The sequence below is a fragment of the Pigmentiphaga sp. genome (assembly GCF_033795525.1).
In the GTDB taxonomy this organism is placed as follows: Bacteria; Pseudomonadota; Gammaproteobacteria; order Burkholderiales; family Burkholderiaceae_B; genus Pigmentiphaga.
The window spans coordinates 861,459-877,220 of the sequence record NZ_JARYGM010000001.1 but is presented as its reverse complement, the minus strand read 5'-3'; the positions used below and the strand labels follow the sequence as shown (position 1 = coordinate 877,220).

Sequence of the window (15,762 nt, the reverse complement as noted above, 5' to 3'; positions counted from 1 at the left end):
CGCGTGGGAACAAACGATGAAAGAAGAAGTAGTGGTTGATCGCCGCGGAGATCCGCGGGGCAAGGGTCCGCTGATTTCGTGGATCGTCCCCGTGTACAACACGGAAAATCTGCTGACTCAGACGTTGGATTCGATTGCATCGGTGGCTGATGCGGATATCGAGGTCATCATCGTCGACGATGGCAGCACGGATAGCAGCGCCGAAAGGATAGCGGAATGGACCGGGAGGGTTCAGCTTCCGGTGGTCTGCATCCGGCAAGCCAACGCTGGATTGTCTGCCGCGCGTATGACCGGACTCCGGCACGCCCGAGGAAAATTCATCGGGTTCTGCGACAGCGACGACCTCGTGGAAATGCCCTGCTACCTGAGAATGGCGGAGATGGCCCTGCGGGAAAACTGCGACGTCGCGATATGCCGGTCTATCGTCTTCGATGGCGTATCGCAGGAATACCATGATTTCTACGATGCGTGGTTATGGGACCTCGCGCTGAATGGACAGGGGGCCCTGGTTACGAGCGCCTTGCGCGAACCCAGGTTGTACCGGCTCGAACCCAATGCCAATACGCGCTTGTTGCGACGCGATTTCGTGTTGGAAAAAAACCTTTCGTTTCCGCTGGGACTGCACTTCGAGGACTTTCCCACGCATGTGGAAGCTTTGGCAGTGGCGCACAAGGTACTCTTGGTAGACAGTACCGGCTACTTCTATCGCGTCAACCGGCCGGGAAAAATCACCGACCAGAAGAGCGAAAAGCGCTTCGATATTCTGAAATCGGTCCAATTGGCATTTGACGCAGCCAAGAAACATCATGTGGACACTGCAGGCCGGGCCTATGTCGCCATCATGGCCGCAAGAATGACGTACTGGTGTGGAAAGCATACGCTCAACAAGGACAGGGCCCGGTTCTTTGCCGCGGCGTGTGCGCAGTTCAAGGCCAATGTCGACGATGCGGCCGCTCGCTATGCCATGGCTCACGGCATAGACCGGCGCGAGGCCATTCTCCTGTCCGCCCTGCGGGCCAACGCCGTGCGTTTCCTGACAGCCCACTCCGCGGGCCGCCGGACCGTTCGCGTCTGGGTTTTGAAGCTGTTGTTCAGCTGGCGCCATGGTCGCAAGCTGCGGCGTACGATGGTTCGGGCCGGCTTGCAAAAGACGCGATTCATATTGGGAAGGACTTTGCTGGCAGGCCAGCACGCGAAATAGGAAGGTTGCAATGCTAAGAAAAACAGAGACCGCTCGCTTCGCTGCGCTGTTGAATGGCCCGCTGCTGCAGATTTATCTCGAAACCGACCGGTCGCGCTTGGAAGGCAATTATTTCGGTCTGGGCTTGCGGGTGCCTCGTCCCCAGTCCACCATTCTTCTACTGAGCGCCCGCTCCGGCCTCGAGATCGTGTATTTGCTGACCACCTCGGCCACCGCCAAGGTCGTAGTCGTTGAGCCGAACCGGAACTTGAAACGCGAGCTCGATGAGTGCCTGGAAAACGTTCCCGGATTAGGCTGGCGCGACCGGGTCGTGTTTCACACCTCGGCCGCGGAGCTGGCCGCTACGAATCTGAAGCGCTTTGCCCTCGTCAGGGTAGATGCGGCGTCCTTCGATTGGACCGCCATCAAGGCGTTGCTGGACGACTTCGAAATCGAGCATATCTGTGGCTCTTTCGGCCCGGTCGATGCGGATCCGCTACGGGTATACCGTTACTGCCGGGGGCGGGTATCGAGTTTCTATTGGAACGTTCATGGGCTTTCCAATCCGCTCAGTGGCACCGGCGATGCACCCGCCTTCGAGGTCTCGGTCGTCGTGCCGGCATACAAAGTACTGCCCTGGATAGACCGCTGCTTGCAGACCCTGGTCGACCAAACCCTGGAGTCACTGGAAATCATAGCGGTGGACGATGGTTCGCCAGATGCGACGGGCGAGCGCTTGGACGAATGGGCGGACAAGCATCCCGGCCGCGTCAAGGTCGTGCATAAACCGAACGGTGGTTGCGCAAGTGCCCGCAATGCCGGCGCACGGGTTGCGCAGGGAGAGTATGTCGCCTTCGTCGACGGCGACGACTGGGTCGATACGCACATGTTCGAGGAGCTCTACCGATCGGCCGTGCTGAACGCCGCGGATGTCGCGCAATGCGGCTACCTGGAAGCATTTGAAGACTCAGGGCGGGTAGAGCCCTACTCCACCGCATGGGGCGGTTCTTCGGCCAGTGAAACCTACGGCCTCGTGAAGGATCCCCGCTCGTACTTGACCGTCAAGCCTACGATCTGGCGCAGGATCTATCGGCGTGAATTCCTGCGGGGGAACGCGATTGAATTTCCCGAGCATATTCCCCGCTTCGATGATCTGCCGTTCCAGTTCGAGGCCCTTGCCAGGGTAAAACGGATGTCGGTCATCCCTGAGTGCTACTACTACTACAGGCAAGAACGAGAAGGCCAAGACATCGCAGTGCGGGACGAGCGACTCTTCGTGCACTTTCCCATTTTCGAATGGTTGCACGGCAAGGTGGGAGCGTGGGCGGATGCGGGTATCGAAAGCTATCTCTTGAAGTGCAAGATCAATACGCATCTGTGGGCGCTGAGTCGGATAGAGAAGGGCTTGGTGGCTCGCTACCTGGCGCTTGCGATCAAGGACATCTGGTCGCACGGCGTGCACTTCAAGTCCGCGGGGCTCGTCCGATTTGCCAAGAGCTTTGTTGTCGCCAGCATGCGGTCGATGCTGAGGCCGCTTGCCGGGGGCCAAGGTCAACGGACCTGAACGGCGGCCCATTAGCCACCCCGCGCAATCCCCTTCTCCCGCCCCACAAACCGCATCGCAAACCCCGCGAATGCCTGCGCCGCCGGCGACAGCGTCCGCTGCCGATGCCGGAGCAGCGCGATCGGGCGCTTGATCTGCTGTTGTTCGAAGGGGCGCATGGCCACCTCGGGATGCTTCTGCACGATGGGCCGCGCATGGCCGGGAATCAACGATAAGCCCAGGCCCGCCTCGACCAATCCTATCGCGGTCCAGACAAAAGCCACTTCATACGCCGGCGCGAGCCGTATGCCTACCTGGGCCGCATGGTGGTCCACCAGGTAGCGGGTCGAGTTGTGCTCGCCCAGCGCAATGAAGGGATGGGCCGCGATGTCTTTCCAGGTGATGCGTCGACGGCTGTTCCAGCCGTAGCCGCGCGGGTAGATCAACAGCAGGTCGTCGGTCAGGATGGGTTCGGCCGACACGAAGGTGGTGTCGGCAGGCGGGACCGCCAGCGCAGGTCCACTTCGCCGCTGGCGACCAGGTCGACGATTTCGCCGCCGGGCGTATCGCGCAGGACGATGGTGATATGCGGATGGCTAGCCTTGAACGCCGCGATCAGCCGGGGTAGCAGCAGCGACGATTGCAGCGGCGAGCACGCAATGCGTACCCGGCCTCGGCGGCGGTCCGCCAGTTCCCTTGAACCGGCGATGGCCGCGCCCAGGTCCTGGAGGACGCGGCTGGCGACCGGGTGCAGTTCCGCGCCGGCTTCGGTCATGCGCACCGATCGCGTGGTGCGGTCCAGCAATTTAAGCCCCAGTTCCGCCTCGAGTTCACGCACCAGCAGGCTGACGGCCGACTGCGAAAGGTTGAGCAATGCCGCCGCGGCGGTAAAGCTGCTGGATTCCGCCACGCATACGAATGCCCGCAATTGCTTGAGCGACAGATTGCCGAGCGAGGCGTGGAAGCTGTTCATTGGTAAACCTCATTAATCTATGATAATAAATCGTTTGAATAATAAATGACCGGGCGTTGTAATGGCGATCGAACCACGACACAGTGGAGGAGACGAGTGCCATGGACGTTCGGACAAGCTTGTCCAGACTGTCGCGAGACCTCGGGTCCCGCGCAGCTCTGGTAATGGGGGCCATGTTGGCATGGCCGGCGGCGGCCCCGGCCGCTCAGCACACCATTTCTATGGTGGTTGCGGCGTCGCCGGGTACCGGCGTGGACATTCTGGCGCGAGCGATCGGCCAGCAGTTTGCCACCCGTTGGGGGGTGGCCGCGGTGGTCGACAACCGGCCGGGCGCCAGCGGCAACATCGGCGCCGACCACGTCGCGCGCGCCAAGCCTGACGGCGCAACGCTGCTGGTGGCCGCCACGACCTTCGCTACCAACGCAGCGGTGAACCAGTCGCTGCCCTACGACCCTGTGAAGGATTTCACCCCTGTCGCGCTGCTGGGCACCGGCACGCTGTGCCTGGTGGTCCCGGCCTCGTTCCCGGCCAGCACGCTGGCGGAATTCGTCGCCGCGGCCAAGGCGACGCCGGGCGCGATCAATTACGCGTCGCCGGGGAACGGTACCCCGCAGCATCTGGCCATGGAGCTGTTCAAGCAAGAGGCCGGCATCGACCTGTTCCACGTTCCTTTCAAGGGTACGGGCGGCGCGATCAACGACCTGTCGGGCGGCCATGTGTCGGCAATGATTGCGCCGCTGCATACCGTACTGCCGCTGGTCAAGGGCGAGAAGCTGAAGATACTCGGCGTGATGAGTACCGAGCGGGTCGCGCCCTTGCCGCAGGTGCCCACTTTCCGGGAGCTGGGATACGACAAGGTGCAGGTCGACGTCTGGTATGGCCTGCTGGCGCCGGCCGGCACGCCGGCGGCGGTGGTGGACCGGCTGAACCAGCAAGTGAACGAGGCGCTGAAGGCCCCCGAGGTGGTGGCCAGCCTGGCCAAGCAGGGTATCGAGCCCCAGGGCGGCACGCCCGGGCGGATGGCCGAGGTGCTGGCTACGGAGATCAAGCGGTGGCCGCCCGTGGTGCGCGCCGCGCAAATCAAGGCTGACTAGGTAGAAACATGCAGAAGACTTGGAACGACTACGACCGTCCTCATCAGGATTTGCGGGAGTTGCTGGACCGCGTGGACAAGGCCGGCGAACTGTTGCGCATATCCGGCGCCGATTGGAACCTGGAGGTCGGCACGCTGGCCGAGATCGTGTACAGCTCGAGGCAGACGGAACCGCCCGCCATTCTGTTCGACAACATCCCGGGCTATCCGCCGGGGTTCCGGCTGCTGTCGGGAGCAACCAATTCTTCTGCGCGGCTGGCGCTGACTCTCGGTTTTCCGGTCCCCCAGGGGCCGATGGACGTCGTCCGTTCCTACCGGGACCGCATGCGCCGTCATGAGCCCATTCCGCCGCGCATCGTGGAAACCGGTCCTGTACTGGAAAACATCGATCGCGATGACGACGTCGATATCTTCAAGTTTCCCATCCCTTTCCTGCACGAGATGGATGGCGGGCGTTATATCGGCACGGACGACCTGGTCATCATGCGCGACCCGGAGCTGGACTGGATCAACATCGGCACCTACCGCTCCATGGCGCACAGCCGCAACCAGGTCGGGCTGTGGACGTCCCCGGGCAAGCAGGGAAGGCAGATCCGCGACAAGTACTTCAAGCAGGGCAAGCCGTGCCCGGTGCTGATCTCGTGCGGACATGACCCCATGCTGTTCCTGGCGGGCGGCAACGAGCTGCGGTTCGGCCTGTCCGAGTACGACTACTCGGGCGGGCATCGCGGGTTGCCGTTCGATGTGGTCCTGAGCGAGGTCCACAAGCTGCCCATGCCGGCGCATAGCGAGATCGTGCTGGAAGGGGAGATGTATCCCGGCGATACCTTGCCGGAAGGGCCGTTTGGCGAATTCACGGGCTACTACGCGGGCGGCAAGAGCGACCAGCCGGTTGTGCGCGTGCAGCGCGTCTATTACCGCAACGACCCCGTCATGACCATGGCGACGCCGCTGCGCCCGCCTTCCGATTTCTCGTTCTCGAAGTGCGTCATGAAGGCGGGGATGATCTGGGACGAGGTGGAGCGCGCCGGATTGAGCGGCGTACAAGGTGTGTGGTGCCACGAGGCCGGCGCGGCCAGGCTGTTCAACATCATCTCGGTCAAGCAGGCCTTTGCCGGGCACGCCCGGCAGGCGGCGATGCTGGCCGCGAATTGCCAGTCCGGGTCCTACCTCGGGCGTTTCGTGGTGGTTGTGGACGAAGACGTCGACCCGACCAATCTGTTCGACGTGGTCTGGGCCATGTGCACTCGCTGCGACCCGGTGGAGGACATCGAATTCATCCGCAAGGCATGGAGCGGACCGCTGGACCCCCGCATTCCACGCGGGACCAGCACCAATTCGCGCGCCGTGATCGACGCTTGCCGTCCGTTCGAGATGCTGAAGACCTTCCCGCCGGTGGCATGCGCCAGTCCCGAATTGCGCAAGAAGGTTGCCGAGAAGTTCCGCTCGGTATTGGCGGGGCTGTAGGACTGCCGTTCCGGAGCCGGGCCGGTCCCCGCGGCTAAGCGGGGCCGGCCGGCGGGGAGCTTTCCCGCCTTAGTGCTGGGCGAGATCGATGCGGTAGGTCGCCCGCCCTTCGCCGCTTCCGTCATCCGCGGCAACCAGGCTGATATTGCTCAAGCCGGCGCTCTGCGCAACCGGCAGCGCATTCTTACCCGACTTGAACAGCACCGCTCCCGCCGTATTGACCGGCGTGAACCGCCAGCTGCGGGCCGACCCGTTCTGGGCGCGGGTAATCTGCGGATGTTCCTTGATGTAGTTGATCACCACATCCCGATTCGCATCTGGCGAGGCATAGACGATGTCGAACTCCTTGCCTTCCCCGAGGATGTACCGGGCGCTGCTTTCGGCGCGGTAGTTGTTGGTGGCGACGATGAATTCCTTGCCGTCGACGGGCTCGCCCTGGTAGCGCAGGTTCTTGATGCGGCTGCCTTCGGGCTGGGTCACGTCGATTTCATACTGGATGTCCGGCGAAGTGAACATGTCGAAGTTGTACCCGGCGAAGGCCGTCTTGCCTGCGGGGACCTGGCCGGTCTTGGTGTCCTTGATGAGCCACTGGTCCTCGGTCTTGGCGGGGTCGATCTGGTTGAAGCGCAGCGCCGCATTCTCGAGCCACAGCTTGAGCTCGGCGCCATTGACCTTCACTGCGTAGACCGTGTTGGGGTAGAGGTACAGGTCGGCGGCATGGTAGATGGCCAGGTCGCCGGCGGCGACGTCGGTGTAGTCCGTCCCGCCCTGGAAGCCGGCCTTGAAGGGCGCGCTGATCGACAGCACCGGCAATTGAGCGTATTGGGGCAGGTTGTCCTGGATGAACCGGCTCACGTAGCTTTGCTGGGCCTGGTTGACGAGCTGGATCGCGCCGGGGTCGCCCACATCGGCAAACAGCGTGCTCATGCGGAAGTCCGAGCTGCCTATCGGTGTCTTGACATACTGGACGGCGGCGTCGTGTTGTGATTGCACGGCGGCCGCAACGGCGGCATCGGCGGCAACGTACTGGGCGGCGCCCTGGGCCTCGGGGTCGACCAGGGTATTGCGCAGCTCGACCTGGGTCTTGCTCTTGTCGATTTGCCAGGCGCTGCCGTCCCACTTGAGCGAGTAGTCGATTACGCCCAGGGCCTTGCCCCACGAACTGGGCATGACCGCGGGCACGCCGTGGACGGTGCCGGCCTGGTTGTCCACGCCGTTGAAGGTGTAGATGGGATTCGCGCCGCGATCGGGAAAGCTGTTGTGCTGGTGGCCCATGACCAGCCCGTCTATGCCCGGTACCTGGGCAACGTAAAGGCCGGGGTTCTCCATATCGGCAGAGTAGTTGGCATCGCTCATGCCGCCGTGCAGCAGCACGAAGACCAGATCGGCGCCTTGGGCGCGGGCTTGCGAGACGTATTGCTGGGCCGCTTCGCGCCCGCCCACGACGTCGACCTTGCCCTCGAGGTAGCGCTTGTCCCAGTTCATGATGCCCGGCGTGGTCAAGCCGACCAGCCCGATCTTGATCGGCAGCTTGACGGTGTCGCCGTCCTCTTGCGTGGCGGTGATCTCGCGCTCGAGGATCACGTAGGGAGGAAGCAGCGGTTTGCCGCTCTTGAGGCTTTTCACGTTGGCCAGCGTCATCGGGAACCCCGGGCCGGCGCAGCGTTTGTTGGGGTCGACACCCTCGACGTCCAGGCCCCCGCCCAGCGCCTGGTTCAGGAACGGCAGGCCGTAGTTGAACTCGTGGTTGCCCAGCGTGCCGGCATCGTATTGGAGTACGGCCATCGCTTGGTACATCGACAGCTGTTGCTCGCACGGGACGGGATGGACCTGCGCTTCGTAGTCGGCCAGCGCCGTGCCCTGGATGGTGTCGCCGTTGTCGACCAGGATGCTGTTGGGATGGGCCCGGCGAGCTTCGCGGATCAGCGTGGCCGTGCGCTCGAAGCCGTAGGAAGGATCTTCCGCCAGCTTGAAGTAATCGTAGCTGCGCACGTTGAAGTGCAGGTCGGTCGAAGCGAGCAGGGCCAGCTGCGCGGTGGCGCTTTCTTGCGCGGCGGGCGGGATGGACGGCGCGTCGTCATCGTCGCCGCCGCAGGCGGCCAGAGATAGTGCGGTGCCGAGCGCGAGCAGCGCATGGAGGCAGCGGCGACGAAACGGGTGGGGGGCTATGGCGAAGGATGGCATCGACATGGGTGGCCTGGGGTGGTCGGAATGGACGACCGATTGTGGCCAGCCCCCCTGACCAAAAGATGACATCGAAATGGCCCGGGCCGCGTCGCGCATCGGCGCGTGCAGGCCGCTGGCGCAGAGGATTCAAGGGTTTTCGGGCGCTTTGCCGGGCCCCGGCGCCGGACGCTTTTTTGTATGCATTTTTTACCGCGCCCGATTCTGCCTTACGCCTCAGCGTGCCCCCTGGCGCGCTTGACCAGCCTTGCCACCCATTGCCCGAAATCGTCCACGAACAGGAACACCACTGGTATCACCAGCAGGCTCAGGAAGGTGGACGTGATCAGGCCTCCCAGGACCGCGATCGCCATGGGCGAACGGAAGCTCGGGTCTGCCGCGCCTATGCCCAGCGCGATGGGCAACATGCCCGCGCCCATCGCCATGGTGGTCATGATGATGGGCCGCGCCCGCTTGTGGCAGGCATCCATGAGCGCGTCCCAGCGGCTCATGCCTGGCACGGCGGGCCGTACGTCGGTGGCGGGGTGCCCGCGCCGCGCGAGGATGGCGTACTCCACCAGCAGAATGGAGTTCTTGGTGGCGATGCCCATCAGCATGACCAGTCCGATCAACGAGGGCATGGAGAAGCTCTTCTGCGCGATCAGCAGGCCCACGAAGGCACCGCCCAGCGACAGCGGCAGGGCCGCGAGGATGGTAACCGGATGCAGGAAGTGCTTGAACAGCAGCACCAGCACGACGTAGATGCATAGCACGCCGGTGAGCATGGCCACGCCAAAGCTCTGGAACAGTTCGGCCATGACTTCGGCGTCGCCGACCGTGGCCTGGCGCACGCCGGCGGGAAGGTTCTTTACCGTCGGCAAGTCGGCTACGCGGTTGGCGACTTCGCCCAGGTCCATCCCGGCCAGTTCGATCTCGAAGTTGATGTTGCGCGAGCGGTCGTAGCGGTCGATGACCGACGGCCCGGCCGAGAATTCCAGGGAAGCGACCTGGCCCAGCATGACCGGACCGCGGGTGCCGGGGACGGACAGGCGCTCGAGCGTCGGCAGGCTCTGGCGCGCGGTCTCGTCGAGCCGGACTACGATGGGGACTTGCCGTTGCGAGAGGTTGAGCTTGGGCAGCGAGATGTCGTAGTCGCCCACGGTGGCGATGCGCAGCGTGTCGGCGATGGCCGTGCTGGTCACGCCCAGGTCGGCCGCCCGCGAGAAATCCGGCCGCACGGCAATTTCAGGGCGGATGAGGCTGGCGGTGGACGAGATGTTGCCCAGGCCGGGAATGGTGCGCAGTTCCTTGGCGACGGCCAGGGCGGCGCTGTCCAGCGCCTCCGGATTGTCGCCGGTCAGCACGAGGACGTACTTGTTGCTCGATCCGCCCAGCCCCACGCGGCTGCGTATGCCGGGGATATCCTGCAAGGCGGTGCGCATCTGCGCTTCGATGCCTTGCTTCCTGGGCCGCTCTTGGCGCGGGTCGAGTTGGATGGTCAGGGTCGCCTTGCGCACCTCGGCCGCGCCCGACATCGAGAATGGATCGCCGCCGGCGGTGCCGCCGCCGATGGTGGTGTAGACGCTGCGCACGTGGGGCACCTGGGCCAGGCGCAGCCGCACTTGCTCGGCGGTGTCCAGGGTCTGGGCCAGGGTCGCTCCCGGCGGCAGCTCGATGACCACCTGGGTCTGCGAGTTGTCGTCCGCCGGCATGAAGCCCGAGGGCAGCAGCGGAATCATGCCGATCGACAGGATGAAGAACACGGTGGCCGCGAGCATGGTGAGCCAGCGATGCTTCATGCACGCCGACACCCAGCCCATGTAGGTCTGCAGCCAGCGCGGTTCCTTGCCGGCGTCGACGGCAGGCTTGAGCAGGTAGGCCGCCATCATGGGGGTGAGCACGCGCGCCACGACGAGCGAGGCGAATACGGCCAGCGAGGCGGTCCAGCCGAACTGCTTGAAGAAGCGGCCGGCGATGCCGCTCATGAAAGCGGTGGGAAGAAAGACCGCGATAAGCGTGAAGGTCGTCGCCACCACTGCCAGGCCGATTTCGTCGGCCGCTTCCATCGCGGCCTGGTAGGGTTTCTTGCCCATGCGCAGGTGGCGCACGATGTTCTCGACCTCGACGATGGCGTCGTCGACCAGGATGCCGATGACCAGCGACAGCGCCAGCAGGGTGATGACGTTGATCGAGAAGCCGAGAAAGTACATGCCGGCGAAGGCCGGAATCACCGACAGCGGCAGTGCGACGGCCGAGATCAGGGTGGCGCGCCAATCGCGCAGGAACAGCCAGACCACCAGCACCGCGAGCAGGGCGCCTTCGTACAGCAAGCGCATCGAGCCGTCGTATTCTTCCTGTATCGGCGTGACGAAGTTGAAGGATTCGGTGATCTCGAGGTCGGCATGTTGCGCCGTGAGTTCGTCCAGCGCGCGCTGGACGCCCGCCCCCACGTCGAGCTCGCTCGCCCCTCGGCTGCGCGCCACCTCGAAGCCCACGACCGGCCGGCCGTCCAGCAGCGCGGCCGAGCGCCGCTCGGCGATGGTGTCGGTCACGGTGGCGACTTCGGAGAGGCGGATGGGGCGGCCGTCGCTCAGGACCAGGCGCAGGTCCGCGAGTTCTTCCGCCGTTTGCACGGTGGCAAGCGTGCGGACAGGCTGTTCGCTATCGCCGATGTCGGTCCGCCCACCCGAGCTCTCGCGCTGTACCTGCCGCAACTGTCGCGAAATGTCGGCGGCCGAGGCACCCAGCGCCTGCAGGCGCTGGGGGTCGAGCGCGATCCGGATCTCGCGCGTTACGCCGCCCACGCGATTGACCGCCCCTACGCCAGGCACGGCGAGCAGCTTGCGCGCCACGTCGTTGTCGACGAACCACGAGAGCGCCTCGTCGTCCATGCTGGGCGCGCGCACGGTATATGCCAACACCGGCTGCCCCGCGAGATCGACCTTGTTGATGATGGGGTCGCGCAGGTCGGCCGGCATGTCGGCCCGTACGCGGGAGACGGCCGAACGCACGTCGTCCACGGCTTCCTGCAGCGGCTTTTCCAGCTCGAATTCGGCGGTGAGCGTGACCGTGCCGTCCTGGATCTTGGTGTACAGGTGCTTGAGCCCCTGCAGGGTCGCGATGGAGTTCTCCAGCTTGCGCGCGACATCGTTCTCCAGCTGGCTGGGCGACGCCCCGGGCAAGGTCGCCGTGACCATCACCATGGGCAGGTCGATGTCCGGGAAGTTCTGCACCTTCATGGCCTGGAACGAGAGCAGGCCGGCAAAGGTGAGCAGTACGAACAGCATCACCGAGGGGATGGGATTGCGTATGGACCAGGTCGATACGTTCATCGCGGCGCCTCCGGTTACCGCGTAATGGCGGTTGCCGGCGTGGCGGCGGGCGCGGGCGCTTCGACGATGCGCACCAGGTCCCCATCGGTGAGGAACCCGGCGCCGCGTACGGCCACGCGCTCATCCGGCTTGAGTCCTTCCAGGATCTCCACGCGATCGCCGTCCCGCCGCCCGGTCTGCACCTTGCGCTGGGCTACGCGATTGTCCGGTCCGACGACGAAGACGTAGTTGAATGCCTCGCGCATGACGACGGCCTGCTGCGGCACCGTCATGGCTTGCGCGTTGCCCAGCTCGAATTCGCCGCGCGCGAACATGCCGGCCTTGGCCGAGGACCCGGCCGCGCTTGCGCCCGGCAGGTCCACATAGACCAGGGTGTTGCGGGTCTGCGGATCGACCGTGGGGCCGATGGTGCGCACCTTGCCCTGCAGGCGTTCGCCGCTGGCCGCGACGACGGTGACGGGGCCGCCGACACGGATCCGGCCGACTTCGGCCGAGGTGACTTCGCCGCGCCATTCCAGCCGCCCCTTGCGGATCATGCGGAACAGCTCGGTGCCGGGATTGACGACGGCGCCCACCGTGGCCGTGCGTGAGGAAATGACACCGCTGTCGGGCGCCTTGACTTGCGTGAACTTGAGCCGCAGTTCCTGCGAGGCGAGACTGGCGCGCGCCGACTCGACGCGGGCCCGCGCGGTCTGCCCGCCGGTCACGTATTGATTGATCTGCGCCTCGCTCAGGGCGCCGGAGGCTTTCAGCGACATGGCCCGTTCCGCATTGGCGCGCGCCTCGGCCGCGCTGGCCTCGGCTTCGGCCAGTGCGGCGCGGGCCTGGGCGATATCCGCCCGTACGGTCTCCGACGCGAAGGTGGCCAGTGTCTGCCCAGCCTTGACGGCGTCGCCTACGTTGACCAGGACCTCTTGCAGCCGCAGCCCGCCGATCTCCGCACCTATGCTGGCTTCCTGCCAGGCCATGATGTTGCCGTTGGCCTGCAGCGAAACGCGCATCGGCTGCGTCTGGGGCTGTGCGATGGTCACGGTCAGCGCGGGACGCTGCGCGGCGGCTCCATCCTCGCTGGCGGCCCGCAGGACGGGCACGACGGAAATGGCGGCGACCAGGGCCAGGGTCAGGGCGGAGGCGATCAGTAGGCGTAGCGGCATGGAGGAGTCATGGTCTGGATCGGCCAGGGCAGCGGGCGCGGTTTCCGCTCAGCGCCGCCGGCACGGGTTTCTATACGCATCAGGATGGGTCGGGCACGGCGGGGACGGCAGCGGACGGGGCCGGGGACGCAGCTTGTTCCGGCGGCACCGCGTCGCCAGGCTGCCATCCGCCCCCGACCGCCCGGTAGAGCGCGATCCAGGCCGCCATCCGTTCGCGTTCCAGGGCCGATTGCGTCGTACGGGCGGCCAGCAGCAAGCGCCGCGATTCTTCCAATTCCAACAGGCTGGCCAGGCCGCTGCGATAACGTTGCTCGGCGGCTTCGAACGAGTCCCGGTAGCCCTCGACGGCGGTCTGCGCTTGGGCGGCGCGGGCAGCCGTGCTTTGCAGATTGACCAGCGCCTGCTCGACTTCGCGCACGGCCTGGCGGGCGGTGGCACGGTACTGGATGACCGCTTCGTCGTAGCGGGCGCGCGCGGCGTCGATGTCCGACCGGCGCCGGCCGCCATCGAACAGCGGCAGCGTGACCGCCAGCGGTCCGATCGACCAGGTGTTCACATTGAGCGCCATGCTGCGCGCACGGAACGAGGCCGCGCCCACGCTGCCGCTCAAGGTCAGGCGGGGATAGCGCTCGGCCTGGGCGCTGCCGATTTCGGCGCTGGCGGCGGCCACGTTGCGATCGGCGTTGAATACATCGGGCCGTTGCGCCAGCACGGCGGCAGGCAGCTGGTCGATGGCGAACAGGGCGTCGGCGGGTGGCCGGGCCGGCGGTTCGGCCAGCCGTGCCCGCAGATGCGTCTCATCGAGCGCGGTCAGTGCCACCAGCGCCTTGACGCTGATGTCGCACAATGCGCGCTGTTGGCTGACCCGTCCTGAGGCTTCGGCGCTGCTGGCCCGGGCCAGGGCCGCGTCGGCGGTGGACTGGAAGCCTGCGCGCATCGCGAGGTCCGTCAATCGAGCGGTTTCGGCGCGCGAGGCGGCGTCGGATTCGAGGATGGCCTGCTCGCGCCGGCATCCGCGAAAGTTGTTCAGTTCGTTGGCGACTTCGGCGGCCACCGATATCCGGGCGTCATGCCATTGCGCCTGCGCTCCCTCGAGCCGCGCCTGGGCGGCGTCGCGCGTCGCCGTATTGGCGCCGAATAGATCGACTTCCCACGAGGCCTGCAAGCCTGCCTGGTTCTGGGTCGCGATGCCGCCGGCAATCTGGGAGAAGCCGCGGCTCGTCTGGGCGGTGGCATCCAGGGCGGGACCGAGCGCGGCGGCGGCCGCGGTGCGCGCGGCACGCGCCTGCAGGAAGCGCGAACGCGCCGCGGCGGTCGTCGGGCTGGCCGCCTGCGCAGCTTCGATGAAGTCGACCAAGGCGGGATCCCCAGTCTGCGACCACCAGTCCAGCAGGCGCTGCTGGCGCGTCGGCGCCGACAGCGCAGCAGCGGCCGCATCAGGCTGCGGTGGCGGCGTGTACCAATTCGCCGGGGTGGGGAGAGGCACCGACGGGGCAGGGGCCCGCAGCGTGCAGCCTGCCGCCAGGACGAGCAGCGCCAGGACGGATGCTAGCGTCGCAAGGCGTGGCGAGGCAGGGCGGAGCGGCGAGGAAAAAGCGACAGGCATGCTGGACGGGCGCGGGGCGGGCTGGCGAGGAGTGCTTTGCCTGCGCCATATCGGTGCGTGAACGACTCGATAGCGTAATCGAAAAGCATGAGTAAGTCGTGAAGATCGGAAACGGCCGTCCATGAAAAAACCGGACCGTTTCCGGTCCGGTTCCAGCGGCCATCCAGGGGGTTCTGGATGCCGCAGCTAGGCGCGCGTCGTCGCCGATTTAGAACGCGTGACGCAGGCCCACGCCGAACTGGCGGGTGCCGATGTCGCGGGCAGCGGCTTGGCCGTAGTTGCCGACGTTGTCGATGTCGCTATAGAAAGCATAGGCGTTGGTACGGCGCGACAGCGGGTAGGTGTAGCCCACGCTGAAGCCTTTGATGTCCCAGTCCTGGGCCTTCTGGTAGGAACCGAACAGCGAGCCCGGGCCCACGGGAGCCGAGGCGCCCACCATGTACGAGAGGGTCTTGTCGGCAAAGCGGCCGTTCCAGCCCGGCACGTCGCCCACGTTGACCGCGGCGTTGCGCTGGTCGGCCACGGCGGCGTGCAGCTTCACGACGCCGAAGTCGTAGGTGCCGCCCAGCTGGGTCGACTTGCCCACGCCGCCGCCGGTGGCCGGTTCGACCTGGTCATAGGTCAAGGCGACTTCGACCGGACCGTTGGCATAGCGGACGCCCGAGGTAATGGCGCGGTTGTTGGTGCCGGCGATCGGGGTTTCGGTGGACGAGCGGTTGAAGCTGTAGCCGATGGCGGCCTGGAAACCGGCCCAGGTCGGCGTGAAGTACATCACGCTGTTGCTATTGCGGACCTGGTTGGCAGCGATGAAGGTCGAACCCATGCCGGCCTGGCGGAAGGTCGTGCCGAACGGGTCGATGTTGGTGAAGAATTGCGAGCCGAGGATGAACTGGCGGCCCAGGCGGATTTCACCCAGCGTGCTGGACGACAGGCCCACCCACGACTGGCGGTTGAACAGGCTCGACTGCGAGCTGGTGCCGTCGTCGACATTGATGCCGGCTTCCAGCAGGAAGTTGGCCTTCAGGCCGTTACCCAGGTCTTCCGAGCCGCGCAGGCCGAAGCGGGAGTCGCTCTGCAGGCCGCTATCGAAGGCATTGCGGGCTTTCATGCCATCCGTCTTGGAATACAGGTAGCCCATGTCCATGATGCCGTACAGGGTGACCGAGCTTTGCGCGTGCGCGGCACCTGCCATGCCCGCCATGACGGCGGCAGCGATCAACGTTTTCTTCATTGAAACATCTCCATGTTGAG

General features: G+C 65.4%; 9 protein-coding genes and 1 pseudogene. 4 read left to right on the top strand and 6 right to left on the bottom strand.

Going from position 1 to position 15,762, the window contains the following annotated elements:
- Window positions 1-16: 16 nt before the first annotated feature.
- Together QHC78_RS04155 and QHC78_RS04150 are read left to right on the top strand one after the other, a co-directional pair.
- A complete protein-coding gene (locus QHC78_RS04155) occupies window positions 17-1,201 on the top strand; it encodes a glycosyltransferase (RefSeq protein ID WP_319742594.1) in 1,185 nt (394 codons plus the stop codon).
- Between the two features lie 10 nt (window positions 1,202-1,211).
- Window positions 1,212-2,744 (top strand): glycosyltransferase, encoded by a 1,533-nt coding sequence (locus QHC78_RS04150; protein WP_319742593.1) that lies wholly within the window; start codon window positions 1,212-1,214, stop codon window positions 2,742-2,744.
- Window positions 2,745-2,755: 11 nt separating this feature from the next.
- On the opposite strand, the pseudogene QHC78_RS04145 reads toward QHC78_RS04150, so the two are convergent.
- A pseudogene (locus QHC78_RS04145) lies at window positions 2,756-3,696 on the bottom strand (LysR family transcriptional regulator).
- A gap of 173 nt (window positions 3,697-3,869) precedes the next feature.
- On the opposite strand from QHC78_RS04145, the gene QHC78_RS04140 reads away from it, so the two are divergent.
- Both QHC78_RS04140 and QHC78_RS04135 read left to right on the top strand, forming a co-directional pair.
- A complete protein-coding gene (locus QHC78_RS04140) occupies window positions 3,870-4,790 on the top strand; it encodes a tripartite tricarboxylate transporter substrate binding protein (RefSeq protein WP_319742592.1) in 921 nt (306 codons plus the stop codon).
- A gap of 8 nt (window positions 4,791-4,798) precedes the next feature.
- Entirely contained in the window at window positions 4,799-6,256 is a 1,458-nt protein-coding gene (locus QHC78_RS04135; RefSeq protein ID WP_319742591.1) for a UbiD family decarboxylase, read from the top strand.
- 69 nt (window positions 6,257-6,325) lie between these two features.
- Here the strand turns inward: QHC78_RS04135 and QHC78_RS04130 are convergent, their stop codons facing one another.
- The 5 genes from QHC78_RS04130 to QHC78_RS04110 form a co-directional block, all read right to left on the bottom strand.
- On the bottom strand, window positions 6,326-8,440 hold the full coding sequence (locus tag QHC78_RS04130) for a bifunctional 2',3'-cyclic-nucleotide 2'-phosphodiesterase/3'-nucleotidase (protein ID WP_413816415.1): 2,115 nt from the start codon (window positions 8,438-8,440) through the stop codon (window positions 6,326-6,328).
- 209 nt (window positions 8,441-8,649) lie between these two features.
- Complete coding sequence (locus tag QHC78_RS04125) at window positions 8,650-11,751, bottom strand: efflux RND transporter permease subunit (protein ID WP_319742589.1); 3,102 nt, start codon at window positions 11,749-11,751, stop codon at window positions 8,650-8,652.
- 14 nt (window positions 11,752-11,765) lie between these two features.
- Entirely contained in the window at window positions 11,766-12,905 is a 1,140-nt protein-coding gene (locus tag QHC78_RS04120) for an efflux RND transporter periplasmic adaptor subunit (protein ID WP_319742588.1), read from the bottom strand.
- Window positions 12,906-12,984: 79 nt separating this feature from the next.
- Window positions 12,985-14,511 (bottom strand): efflux transporter outer membrane subunit, encoded by a 1,527-nt coding sequence (locus QHC78_RS04115; RefSeq protein ID WP_319742587.1) that lies wholly within the window; start codon window positions 14,509-14,511, stop codon window positions 12,985-12,987.
- Window positions 14,512-14,719: 208 nt separating this feature from the next.
- Window positions 14,720-15,742 carry a porin gene (locus QHC78_RS04110; protein ID WP_319742586.1) on the bottom strand — a complete coding sequence of 341 codons (1,023 nt, stop codon included), beginning with the start codon at window positions 15,740-15,742 and terminating at the stop codon, window positions 14,720-14,722.
- Between the last annotated feature and the right edge of the window lie 20 nt (window positions 15,743-15,762).

Coding starts and splice junctions, on each gene's coding strand:
- QHC78_RS04110 (WP_319742586.1), bottom strand. CDS start 15,742: ATGAAGAAAACGTTGATCGCTGCCGCCGTCATGGCGGGCATGGCAGGT.
- QHC78_RS04155 (WP_319742594.1), top strand. CDS start 17: ATGAAAGAAGAAGTAGTGGTTGATCGCCGCGGAGATCCGCGGGGCAAG.
- QHC78_RS04125 (WP_319742589.1), bottom strand. CDS start 11,751: ATGAACGTATCGACCTGGTCCATACGCAATCCCATCCCCTCGGTGATG.
- QHC78_RS04140 (WP_319742592.1), top strand. CDS start 3,870: ATGTTGGCATGGCCGGCGGCGGCCCCGGCCGCTCAGCACACCATTTCT.
- QHC78_RS04120 (WP_319742588.1), bottom strand. CDS start 12,905: ATGCCGCTACGCCTACTGATCGCCTCCGCCCTGACCCTGGCCCTGGTC.
- QHC78_RS04150 (WP_319742593.1), top strand. CDS start 1,212: ATGCTAAGAAAAACAGAGACCGCTCGCTTCGCTGCGCTGTTGAATGGC.
- QHC78_RS04135 (WP_319742591.1), top strand. CDS start 4,799: ATGCAGAAGACTTGGAACGACTACGACCGTCCTCATCAGGATTTGCGG.
- QHC78_RS04130 (WP_413816415.1), bottom strand. CDS start 8,440: ATGCCATCCTTCGCCATAGCCCCCCACCCGTTTCGTCGCCGCTGCCTC.
- QHC78_RS04115 (WP_319742587.1), bottom strand. CDS start 14,511: ATGCCTGTCGCTTTTTCCTCGCCGCTCCGCCCTGCCTCGCCACGCCTT.